Origin of the sequence: Nocardia sp. NPDC005745 (assembly GCF_040630775.1) — a bacterium.
Classification (GTDB): Bacteria; Actinomycetota; Actinomycetes; order Mycobacteriales; family Mycobacteriaceae; genus Nocardia.
The window spans coordinates 239406-250609 of record NZ_JBEXYF010000004.1 but is presented as its reverse complement, the minus strand read 5'-3'; the positions used below and the strand labels follow the sequence as shown (position 1 = coordinate 250609).

Annotated in this window: 11 protein-coding genes; 5 read left to right on the top strand and 6 right to left on the bottom strand. The window is 67.9% G+C overall.

Annotated elements, in window-relative coordinates; translation table 11 throughout:
• The first annotated feature begins 62 nt into the window (after positions 1 to 62).
• The 3 genes from ABZ420_RS06920 to cysC are packed head-to-tail and all read left to right on the top strand — an operon-like array spanning position 63 to position 3739.
• On the top strand, positions 63 to 962 hold the full coding sequence (locus ABZ420_RS06920; RefSeq protein ID WP_357117998.1) for a helix-turn-helix domain-containing protein: 900 nt from the start codon (positions 63 to 65) through the stop codon (positions 960 to 962).
• 9 nt (positions 963 to 971) lie between these two features.
• A complete protein-coding gene (cysD, locus tag ABZ420_RS06915) occupies positions 972 to 1904 on the top strand; it encodes a sulfate adenylyltransferase subunit CysD (RefSeq protein WP_357117995.1) in 933 nt (310 codons plus the stop codon).
• Positions 1904 to 3739, top strand: coding sequence for an adenylyl-sulfate kinase (gene cysC / locus ABZ420_RS06910; protein WP_357117992.1), 1836 nt, complete (start codon positions 1904 to 1906; stop codon positions 3737 to 3739). Before cysD ends, cysC begins: the two co-directional genes overlap by 1 nt.
• Positions 3740 to 3935: 196 nt before the next feature.
• Here cysC and ABZ420_RS06905 read toward each other — a convergent pair whose 3' ends face one another.
• Together ABZ420_RS06905 and ABZ420_RS06900 are read right to left on the bottom strand one after the other, a co-directional pair.
• Positions 3936 to 4448 carry a GNAT family N-acetyltransferase gene (locus tag ABZ420_RS06905; RefSeq protein WP_357117989.1) on the bottom strand — a complete coding sequence of 171 codons (513 nt, stop codon included), beginning with the start codon at positions 4446 to 4448 and terminating at the stop codon, positions 3936 to 3938.
• A gap of 137 nt (positions 4449 to 4585) precedes the next feature.
• On the bottom strand, positions 4586 to 4876 hold the full coding sequence (locus ABZ420_RS06900) for a hypothetical protein (RefSeq protein WP_357117987.1): 291 nt from the start codon (positions 4874 to 4876) through the stop codon (positions 4586 to 4588).
• A gap of 286 nt (positions 4877 to 5162) precedes the next feature.
• On the opposite strand from ABZ420_RS06900, the gene ABZ420_RS06895 reads away from it, so the two are divergent.
• Positions 5163 to 5660 (top strand): helix-turn-helix transcriptional regulator, encoded by a 498-nt coding sequence (locus ABZ420_RS06895; RefSeq protein WP_357117984.1) that lies wholly within the window; start codon positions 5163 to 5165, stop codon positions 5658 to 5660.
• A 20-nt stretch (positions 5661 to 5680) separates the two neighbouring features.
• Here ABZ420_RS06895 and ABZ420_RS06890 read toward each other — a convergent pair whose 3' ends face one another.
• From ABZ420_RS06890 to ABZ420_RS06875, 4 genes are all read right to left on the bottom strand, one after another.
• Positions 5681 to 6667 (bottom strand): FAD-dependent monooxygenase, encoded by a 987-nt coding sequence (locus tag ABZ420_RS06890; protein ID WP_357117981.1) that lies wholly within the window; start codon positions 6665 to 6667, stop codon positions 5681 to 5683.
• 4 nt (positions 6668 to 6671) lie between these two features.
• A complete protein-coding gene (locus tag ABZ420_RS06885; RefSeq protein ID WP_357117978.1) occupies positions 6672 to 7808 on the bottom strand; it encodes a hypothetical protein in 1137 nt (378 codons plus the stop codon).
• A complete protein-coding gene (locus ABZ420_RS06880; protein ID WP_357117975.1) occupies positions 7805 to 8359 on the bottom strand; it encodes a hypothetical protein in 555 nt (184 codons plus the stop codon). The genes ABZ420_RS06885 and ABZ420_RS06880 overlap by 4 nt, the downstream gene beginning before the upstream one ends.
• A gap of 277 nt (positions 8360 to 8636) precedes the next feature.
• Positions 8637 to 9578, bottom strand: a complete 942-nt coding sequence (locus tag ABZ420_RS06875) for a LysR family transcriptional regulator (RefSeq protein ID WP_357117972.1) — start codon at positions 9576 to 9578, stop codon at positions 8637 to 8639.
• 75 nt (positions 9579 to 9653) lie between these two features.
• Here ABZ420_RS06875 and ABZ420_RS06870 point away from each other — a divergent pair, with 75 nt between their 5' ends.
• Positions 9654 to 11186, top strand: coding sequence for an MFS transporter (locus tag ABZ420_RS06870; RefSeq protein ID WP_357117969.1), 1533 nt, complete (start codon positions 9654 to 9656; stop codon positions 11184 to 11186).
• Positions 11187 to 11204: the final 18 nt, after the last annotated feature.

Sequence of the window (11204 nt, the reverse complement as noted above, 5' to 3'; positions counted from 1 at the left end):
ATATGTACCACTCTGGTACATTTCGATAGAGGCAAGATTAGAACGTGTTCTAGGAGTGGTCAATGGTCGGCCGACGGTCCGCACCCACCGCACGCGTGGTTCAGGTCCTGGATTTCTTCGTCGAACAGCGCGGGAAACGCTTCGGGCTCTCCGAACTCGCCCGCGAGCTCGACCTGGCCAAGCCGACCTGCCTGGGCATCCTCACCGAGCTGACCTCGGGCGGCTACCTGGTGCGCGATGCGGGCACGGTCACCTACGGGCTCGGACCGGCGCTGATCGCCGCGGGCCGGGTGGCGCAGGACAGTTTCGCGATCTCCGCGCTCGCCCGCGTCGAGCTGGAGAAACTCTCCGCGCGCTACCACACCACCTGCACCGCATCGGCGGTGGTCGGCGAGCAGATCATGGTGCTGGAGAGCACCGGCCCCGGCCTGGTGAAGGTGGGCGCGGCCTACCATTTCGCGCCGCCGGTCGGCCTGATGTACGTGCTCTGGGACACCGACGCGGCGTTCGACGCCTGGCTGGCCAAGCCCCCGGCGGTGCCGCTGCGACAGGACGAGGAGCGACTGCGCCAGGTCGTCGCCGAATGCCGCGAGCGCGGATTCCTGGTGGAGAGCACGACCACGGCAGGGCGGCGGCTGTACTCGCTGCTGGCCGGTGTCGCCGACCGCGATCTGCCGCCCGAGCTGCGCGAACTGGTCGGCGAGCTGGTGACCAGCCTGGGCGAGCGGGTGTATCTCGGCTCGGACCTGCGGCCGCGCAAAGAACACGCGGTGAGCCTGCTCGCCGCGCCGACCTACGACGGTGACGGCAGGCAGAACATGGTGCTCACGATGTACGTCGGCCGCTCCATAACCGGGGCCGAGATCGCTCGCCGTGGCGCGGCCCTGGTGACGGCCGCCGACGCGGTGACGGCGAATTCGGGCGGGCGCAAACCATTGACCGATAACCGAAACGTGTTCTAGTTTTGCGGTGTGAGCCAGTACGCGAAGTCGACGGCGAGCACCTACGAGCTGCCCCATCTGGACGCGCTCGAGGCCGAGTCGGCGCACATATTCCGTGAAGTGGCAGCGACATTCGAGCGCCCGGTGTTGCTGTTCTCCGGCGGCAAGGACTCGGTGGTGATGCTGCACCTGGCGGCGAAGGCCTTCTGGCCGTCGCCGCTGCCGTTTCCGGTGCTGCACATCGACACCGGGCACAATTTCGACGAGGTGATCGCCTACCGCGACCAGACGGTGGCGCGGCTGGGCCTGCGCTTGGTGGTCGGGCGGGTGCAGGACGACATCGACGCGGGGCGCGTGGTCGAGGAGACCGGGCCGCGCGCCTCCCGCAACCGGTTGCAGACGACGACGCTGCTGCGCTCGATCCAGGAAGGAGCGTTCGACGCGGTCTTCGGCGGCGCGCGCCGCGACGAGGAGAAGGCCCGCGCCAAGGAGCGGGTGTTCAGCTTCCGCGACGAGTACGGCCAGTGGGATCCGCGCAGGCAGCGCCCCGAGCTGTGGAACCTCTACAACGGCAGGCACCGCGCAGGCGAGCACATCCGGGTGTTCCCGCTGTCGAACTGGACCGAGCTGGACATCTGGACCTACATAGCCGCCGAAGGCATCGAGCTGCCCCCGCTCTATTACGCGCACCGCAGGCCGGTGGTGCAGCGCGACGGAATGCTGTTGGCGCACACCCGCTTTCTCGAACTGCTCGACGGAGAGGAGCCCTACGAGTCCACCGTGCGGTTCCGCACCGTCGGCGACGCGACCTGCACCGGCTGCGTCGAATCCACCGCGGCCACACCCGCGGAGGTGGTCGCCGAGGTCGCCGCGGCGCGGGTCACCGAGCGCGGCGCCACCCGCGCCGACGACCGCATCTCCGAGGCAGGTATGGAAGACCGCAAACGCGAAGGCTACTTCTGATGACGACCACATTGTTGCGCCTGGCCACCGCGGGCAGCGTCGACGACGGCAAGTCCACGCTGATCGGCAGGCTGCTGTTCGACTCCAAGACGCTGTTCACCGATCAGCTCGCCGCGGTGGAGCGCACCAGCCGCGACCGCGGCGACGACTATCCCAACCTCGCTCTGCTCACCGACGGCCTGCGCGCCGAACGCGAACAGGGCATCACGATCGACGTGGCGCATCGCTATTTCGCCACGCCGAGAAGAAAATTCATCATCGCCGACACCCCGGGGCACGTGCAGTACACCCGCAATATGGTGACCGGCGCTTCCACCGCCGACCTGGCGCTGATCCTGGTCGACGCCCGCAAGGGCGTGGTGGAGCAGACGCGGCGGCACGCGTTCCTGGCCAGTCTGCTCGGCATCCCGCACCTGGTGCTGTGCGTGAACAAGATGGACCTGGTGGACTGGTCGCAGGAACGGTTCGAGGAGATCCGCGAGGAGTTCGCGCGATTCGCGTCCAAACTGGACGTCTCCGACCTGACCTTCGTGCCGGTGTCGGCGCTGCACGGCGACAACATCGTGCACCGTGGCGCGAGCATGCCGTGGTACGAGGGCACTCCCCTGCTGCACCACTTGGAAGAGGTACACATAGCCTCGGACCGCAACCTGATCGATGCGCGCTTCCCGGTGCAGTACGTCACCCGCAGCCACGCGCAGGATTTTCGCGGATACGCGGGCACCGTGGCGGGCGGAGTCTTCAAGCCCGGTGACGAAGTGGCGGTGCTGCCGTCAGGTTTCACCACCACGGTCGAGGCGATCTGGGGGCCGGGCGGCGCGCCGGTCGCGGAAGCCTTTCCACCGCAGGCGGTCACCATCCAGCTCGCCGACGAGCTGGATATCTCCCGCGGTGATCTGATCTGCCGTCCGAACAACCGCCCGGCCGCGGGTCGCGATCTCGACGCGATGGTGTGCTGGTTCGCCGAGGACGCCCAGCTGACACCCGGCGCCACCTACACCATCCGGCACAGCACCCGCGCCGCGACCGCCGAGGTGCGCTCGCTGGACTACCGGCTGGACGTCAACACGCTGCATCGCGACGAGCACGCGGAGTCGTTGTCGCTCAACGAGATCGGCCGTGTCCAGCTGCGCACCCGGCAACCGTTGCTGTTCGACCCGTACCGCCGCAACCGTGCCACCGGCAGCTTCATCCTCGTCGACGACACCACCAACAACACCGTCGCCGCGGGCATGATCACCGGTCCGAGCCTGCCCTCCACCCGAGTGGTCTGGCACTCCACGGCCGTCGAACGCGACGAGCGCGCCACCCGCGGCTTGACGGTGTGGCTGACCGGCTTGTCCGGGTCCGGAAAGTCCACCGTCGCCGTGGAACTGGAGCGCAGACTGGTCGCCGCGGGCCGCCCGGCGTTCCTCCTGGACGGCGACAACCTGCGCCACGGCCTCAACTCGGATCTCGGCTTCAGCACGGCCGACCGGGAGGAAAACGTCCGCCGCGTCGGCGAAGTGGCGAAACTGTTCTCCGAAGCCGGTGTGGTCGCGGTCGTTTCGCTGATCAGCCCCTACCGCGCCGACCGCGACCGCGTCCGCGCCGCCCACGAAGCGGCGGGCATTCCGTTCCTGGAAGTGTTCGTCGATACGCCTTTGGCGGTCTGCGAGGCGCGCGACCCCAAGGGCATGTACGCCAAAGCCCGCGCGGGCGAGATCCGCGGCTTCACCGGCATCGACGACCCCTACGAAGCACCCACCGAAGCCGAGATCGTCCTGCGGCCCGACCACGGTGACCCGGCCTCGATGGCCGCGACGATCATCGCTCGGCTGAGCCGATTGGATTGATCAGGCAGCGGTGACGTGTAGCGAGACTGTGCGCGGGACGCATCCGGAATCGGTAGTCGACCGAGGTGATGCGTCCCGCTCCGGACGGCGGCGCGGCAACTGACGATGCCCCGCGTCATCCGCGCGGCCGCCGGGCGGTACGGCCGCACAGCCGGGTGGTCGCGATGGACGCCTCCGGATCGGCCGTCGAATCCGGTCAGTGGTGGACCGATTCCGCGAACCAGGTGTATTCGAACTCGGGAAGTTCGAAACCTTGCTCGAAACGCGCCGTTCGCGCATCCGTACGCCGGCCGCCGCGCCGCTCGTAGAAAGCGATTGCGGCCGTGTTGGCCTGCAACACCTCGAGATAGACGGCTCGTCCCGGAAACTCGATGGCGGCCCACTCCAGTGCGTGACGCAGTAGCCGCGTGCCGATACCCGAGCGCGTGCGGCCCGGCGCGGCGTGCAGATTGTCCAACAGCACACGACCGTCGGGCGTCGGTGTCGAGTAGACGAATCCGAGCAGTTCCCCGTTCTCTTCGGCTACGAAGAGGCCGGAGGCGGAGGGGTCGGCGTCGAGCCGTCCGCGCCACACCGCCAACCGATCCGCGAGCAACGCACCGTTCAGGAAGCTCTCCGGCATGATGCCCGCGTACGCTGTGCGCCAACTGGCGGCATGCAACTCCGCGATCGATTCCGCGTCCCCGGGTCGGCCGTTTCTTATTCGCATGAGGCCAAGTCTCGTGCCGATAGGGTCACACCGCGAACGAGCCGGCCGGCTCAGCGTGGCCCTACTTCGTGCGCGGCACTGTCACCAGGTGGCAGTCGGCGGCGGCAGGGGCGGCACGTCACACGTTGTCCGCTGGTTCAGTGAACTACGTCCACGCTGGGAACGACATAGCGAACGCGGTCGGTGTTGTGTGCCTCCGTTCCGAGGTCGACGACCGTCACGTCACCGACCTGTTCGACGAGATTCACGCCGATCTCCACCGGCACCGGATAAGCCGAATCCGGTGCCAGGTCGTCGGGTGCGCCGAAAATCCACACCTTGTCGATCAAGCTGTGCGTGACGCCGTCGGCATCCGTGAACTCGACTTCGATGACGCCCGGCTGCGTGTCCGACACCCATCGGACGGCTTTTCCCCGGATAACGGCCATTTCGAAAGTATGCCCTCGGCACCGTCGCAGCGATCGTCACCGCAGGTCGCAGCCACTGCCCGCAAGCGAAATGTCAATGCCGGCCTCGCGGATCGGCTATCCCCTCCCTGGTCGATACACGAAGCCGGCTTCCGGTGACATCTCCGTAATCGGTTCGGATACGAGCGTAGTGCGATAGGATCCGATTGTAAAGCGCTAGGCGCCTAGCCACCGCGCTCTGATCTTTACTGCCGGATACCATGTTTGCACGGTGACGGGCCGAATCGGGAGGTTGGTGACACAGGTCGTGTCTGGCGAGGGAGATGACATCAGCTATGCGCCGGAGGAGGACGCCGGCCCCATCGCGCGGCACCTGAATCGGGTGATCGCCGCTGCCCAGCAGCGGGATTCACGCAGCTACTCCAACAAAGACATCGCCGAACGCTCGACCGCGCTCGGCTATCCGCTGAGCCCGGCCCAGGTCTCGCACATCCGGCTCGGACGAGTCCGCAACCCCAGCTTCCGCACGGTCGAGGGGATTTCCGTGGCACTGGGCGTCGACGTTCGGGAATTTCTCGACGGCGCGGCCGCGCAGCAAGCCGACGTCGAATCGCGGCTGGCCGCGGAGCTCTCCGAGGCGGGTGTGGAGGCGATCGGCTTCCGCCTGTCCGAACTCGGCACCTTGAACGAACTCGGCAGATCGACGTTCGGCGCCATAGTCGGCAACATCCTGCGCGATCTCCAGCAGCACGAACTCTATCGCCGACCGACCGCTGCGGAGGACGACGAGAAAACCGAGGGCTGAGTGATCGGCCGTCGCTCGGGTCAGAGCCGCAGTTCCGCCGCCGTGACTTTCGGAGCGGGGCCCGGCCGATAGGTCGCCTGCGCGATCGGGCGGCGAGCTTCCGTATAGGACTCCAGCGCCGCGGCAATGGAGTCCGCGCTGCGCAGGGTCTTCGCCAAGACGATCGCATCCTCGATGGCGGAGGTCGCGCCACGCCCCGCCGCGGGCGAAACGGCATGCGCCGCATCGCCGATCAGGACCGTGTCGGCGTTGTGCCAGCTCCCCTCGGGTTCGAGTTCGTACAGTGCGATCGGAGCGCTCACCTCGGAACGCTCCAGCACCCGCACCACCGGGGTGGCCCGCAGCGCGTCGAGGAACACCTCCGGGTCGACCGCCGTGCCGGACGCGACGCTCCGCCTGCTGAACCAGAACGATCCATCGCGGTCGTCCCCCACATAGCCCGCTACACCTTCGGGGTGCGACCAGAAGTGCAGGACGTGCGTCGGGAGCCCGGGCACCACGACCGGGCAATGACCGTAGCGGATCGATTGGCCGGTGTAGGTGGGCTCTCTGGCATCGCCGAGCATGCGCCGCGTGGCCGAACGAGCACCATCCGCGCCGACCAGCAGATCCCCCGTGCGCGAGCCGGGATCGACCCGCGTTCCGTATTCGCACGGGATGTCCGCTTCTTCCAGACCTTCTCGCAACAAGGCCAGGAGATCCTTGCGCCAGATGTGAGTGCTGGACCAGCGATGACCGGGCTCGGTCCGGGCGAAGGAATTCGTTCGACCGGTGAGCGTGTCGACGGTGCTGACGCCGACGACCGGGAACCCGGCCGCTCTGATCTTTTCACCCAAGCCGATCTGATCGAGCGCGGTCGACGCCGCGGGGCCGAGGGTCACCCACCCGCCCACCTCGGCAGTGCGCGCCGCGGTCTCATAGACCTGTACCCGCGCACCGACTTTCACCATCGCCAGGGCCGCGCACGCCCCTCCGACACCGCAACCGATGATCTCCGCTCGAAACATCCGGTCACACCTTCGCCGTGGGCCGAGCCCATTGCCGACGCACCCGAACCATGTTCCCCCCCAGGTCGGCCGCCAAAGCCACCAGCAGTTTGCGGTCGGCATCGAACGTATCAGCCTGGTCCACGGCCGCGCGGTGCGGTTCGCCGTACAGCACCGGCCGCTCACGATTGGCCGCGGCGACGCGCTGGAGTTCGCGCACGTACCCGGAGACGGTGGCGGTCGATGTCGGATCGATCTGGGGGCTGAGCAGCATCAGCGCATCACGAATATCGACCATCATCGCCTGCCGCCATTCCATGACGGCCGCCAAGGGCTGCCGGACGCGGAAAGGGGGCATCCGCCGTTCCGGGAGAAACCGGGTGATCACGCCGACCGCGAAACGCCACAGCCGCCATAGCAACAGAACGTCACGCAATGCTGCGAGGCCGACGACCACAGCTCGTATCCGCATCACCAAGCCATACCAGGACACACCCAGCAGGAATACGAGCTGCCCCAGATAGACCTCCCACCGCCCCAGCGCGACGAGCGCTCGCGGTGGCCGTACCGATGCCGCGTAGTACCCGAGCTGGACGGTGAAAGTCACCGTGGCGGCGAGCATCGACACCGCGCCTATCGCGGCGAGCACGATTCCGTGGGCCGGCGTCCCCGAGAGCAAACGCAAATAGGCGAAGCAGTAGAAAACGATCAGCATCCCGATCGGCAACGTGCTCACCTTCTCGCCGAGATTGAAGCCGACCACGGCGGGGTCGGCGAATCCGTAGGGTTTGGCGCCGGGGCCCGCGACGACCGCGCACACGGCCATGACGATGATCGACGCCGCAAGCGGGATACCGAGCGCGACCAGTATTTTCTTCGTCTGGGCGGTGTGCCGGGAGGCCAGCACGAAGAACGCGACGATGCAGGCCTTGGCTCCCACCAGCAGGACGGTCCCGACGAATTCGTAACCCATAGCGCTCAGCAACCACGGGTCCTGGCGGTTCTGGACGTACTCGCCGAAGGCATACCCCGACGCCAGGAAGAAGAAGGCCCCCACGACCGCGAGAAGAGCGACGTCCTTGTTGCGGCGGTATTGACTCGACTTCCAGATCATGGCGGCGGCGAACGCCGCGATGAGCCACCCGTGCGGTATGTAGATCACAGCCAGCCCATTCTCTCCTGCAACGGCAGTGACAGGTCTTCGGTCCGCTGTAAGGGCCGCAACGCGCGTTGCCGATCGAGCACCCTGCCCACCTCGTACCCCCACCGCGCGAGCAGGTTCGCCGTGTACTCCGCCTCCCATTCTCGCTCCGGAGACATCGCCGAATGGCGGTGCACGTTCTCGGTCTCGTAGTGCCCGGCGATGATGTGCCCGAACTCGTGCCCGATCCCGTGGTCCTGATGCCAGGCGGGTGTCGCCTTCTGATACGCGATGACGTAGGTGTCGGGCGGCGCCGAAAGCTTCAGCGTGATCGCGAAGAAGCAGTCGACCGGCAGCAACTTCTCCTGCAGAAGCACCGTCGCGCCGGTGAATTCGCAATAGCGCTCGATCAGCTGGCGCATGGTCAGCAATTCACGCACCTTCATGCGCTGGAGCAGCAGGCGGGTGCGATGCTCGACCTCGCGAACCCGCGCGGGACTCGGGACGAAGCGAGAGTTTCCGTCCCGCGCGCTGTCGGCGGACCCCGCCGTGTCACCCGCCGAGCGTCTCATGCGCCCGCGCCATACGGAACTCAACAGACCTCACACCCCGCAACCCGCCCCACCGCCCGACTCTCGGTAACCGGTCCGTCGAACGGTACGAAAACGATGCCGAGCGCCGCGCCTGATCGACCATCGTGGTCACAAACCCCCGTGCCCGGCCGGTTCGGCGTTCAAAGTACCACCGCCGCGACCGGACGGCATTGATTCGAATCCCCCTGGCACGCCCTGCATTCGCGTCGATTCGGCTGTCGTGCATCGGCCGCAACTGCTCGGAGGCGACACGGTGTCACTCGGGCGCGCGAACGGCCTCCGCCGATTTCGCGCCGCCGGGCTCGCACAACGCCTCGCGAATGGTGTCGCGCAGCCAGCGCTGGGCCGGATCGGCGTCGAGCCGGGCGTGCCAGAGCAAACGCACTTCGACTTCCGGCAGGTCCGCGGCGAGGGGAAACCAGCGAATGCCGAGGGTCCGGCCGTACTGTTCGGCGAGGCGCTGCGGGACGAGTCCGACGTAACGACTCGAGGAGACCAGGAGCGCGGCGACAGCGAAAGTCGGGACGACGGCGGCGACGTGGCGTTGCAGACCCGCCGCGTCGAGCGCATCGTCGAGCGGTCCGCGAGCGCGTCCACGGCGGGAGGCCGAGACGTGGGGATGCCCGCACAGTTGCCGTAACGTCGGGCGACGGCGCTTGCCCAGCGGACTGTCGGCGCGGACGATGCCGACCATTCGTTCCCGGTACAGCACGGCGGTGCGGATGTCGGGAGCCGCGGCGTCACCGACGCCGATGTCGAGATCGACCGAACCATCGCGCAGGGCCTCGGCGCTCTCGCTGCCCTCCGTGACGAAGCGAAGGACCACGCCGGGGGCGAGCGCGGCCGTGGCTTCGACCGCCGTCGTCGCCAGGGTCGCGGCGACGCCGTCATTGATGCGAATGGTGAAAGTGCGCTCGAGCTCACCGATCGCGATCTCGCGATCGGCGCTGATCAACGCGGACGCTTCGTCGAGCAGTGACCGCACCCGCGGCGCGGTGCGCAGCGCGAACGGAGTCGGAGCCATCCCACGCCCGGCGCGCACCAGGATCGGGTCGTTCATCGCCCGTCGTAACCGGCCCAGCGCCCGGCTGGTCGCGGGGATGGACAGATGCAAGCGCTCGGAAGCCGCCGTGACGCCGCCTTCCCGGAGCAGGGCGTCGAACACCCGCAGGAGGTTCAGATCCAGCTGCTCGGGCATAGTTGCATCCTACGCAAGTATCTATTGTCAAAGTTGCGTGGCACGAAGTTCATCGAGATCCCTACCGTCGGGGACATGCCGTTCAATGTCCTGCTCCGGGATCGCGCCGCGTCGTCGCGAGACCCGTTTCGTCCCACCGCACAGCGCGGACTGCTCGCGATCATGTGCGCCTGCGTGGTCCTCGTCGTCGGGATGGTCGCCGCGATCAACCTCGCTGTCCCGATGCTCTCCTCGAGCACGCTGCATCCGTCCGCGTCGGCGCTGGTGTGGATCGTCGACACCTATGTGATCGTGTTCGCCTGCCTCGTCATCCCGGGGGGAGCCGCCGGGGACCGCTTCGGGCGCAAGGGAGTGCTGCTCACGGGTCTGGCGCTGTTCGCGGTGGGCGCACTGATCTCGGCGGCGGCACCCGGTGTGGCCCTGCTTCTGGCGGGCCGTGCGATCACGGGTGTCGGCGCCGCCGCCGTGCTGCCCAACACGCTGTCGGTCCTGCTGCACGCCGTACCCGCCGAACGCAAGGGCGCGACGATCGCCACCTGGGCGTCGATGACGGGCTTCGGCGGAGTCGTCGGCAACGTCGGCGGCGGGGCGATCCTGTCGGGCGGCTCGTGGCGGTGGTTGTTCGCCGCCGCCGTGCCGATCTCGCTGGTTCTCGCCGCGCTCGTGGGACGTATCGCGCCGGTGTCGGCGCGCCATGATCGCCGCCTCGATCCGCTCGGCGCGGTGCTGCTCGTCGGTGCGTCGGTCGCGCTGCTGCTCGGCATCGTCCAAGGGCCGGAGGCGGGCTGGGACAGCGTGGTCGTCATCGCCGGGTTCGCTTGCGCCGCGGTGCTGTTCACCGTGTGGACGATGGTCGAACTGAAGGTGGAGCACCCCCTGCTCGATCCACGGTTGTTCCGCGTGCCCGGCCTACGCAGCGCCTGTCTCGGCATGACGATGGTCTTCTTCGGCATGTTCGCGCTGTTCTATGTCAACGCGTCGTTCCTCCAGTACGGCAAAGGATTCGGCGTTCTGCGAACCGGGTTGGGGATCGTCCCGCTGACGGTGCCGATCATCCTCGGCGCACGACACGTCGGACGCCTCTCGCAGCGTATCGGCCTCGACGCCACCACCGCGCTCGCGTTCGGGTTCGTCGGCTGCGGATTGCTCGGGCTGTCCACCGGTGACGCGCGGACGCCCTACCTCGTCTACGCCGCGTGGCTGGTCGTGACCGGAGTGGGCGTGACGCTGGCGCTTCCGACGCTGTCCGGCGCCATCGCCGGTTCGCTACCGCCGGAGCAGGCCGGAGTCGGAGCCGGATTGCAGGCCACCACACGCGAATTCGGCAGCGCCTTGGGTGTCGCGGTCATCGGCACGATGCTCACCGCACGGTTCGTCGCCGCGCTGCCACCGGACATCCGCGCCGACCACGATCCGCACACCATGGCCCAGGCGCTCGCCGCGATCACACCCGACCGCGCCCACGAGGTCGTCGCCGCGTTCGTCTCGGGCGCGCAGACGGGGCTGCGGGCGATCGGTGTGACCGTGCTCGTCCTCGGCGGGCTGGTGGTCCTGCCGTCGCTGCTGTCTCGGCGGAGGGCCCCGGTCATCGTCGGCCCGCCTCGCTGATCGCACGAGGATCACGCG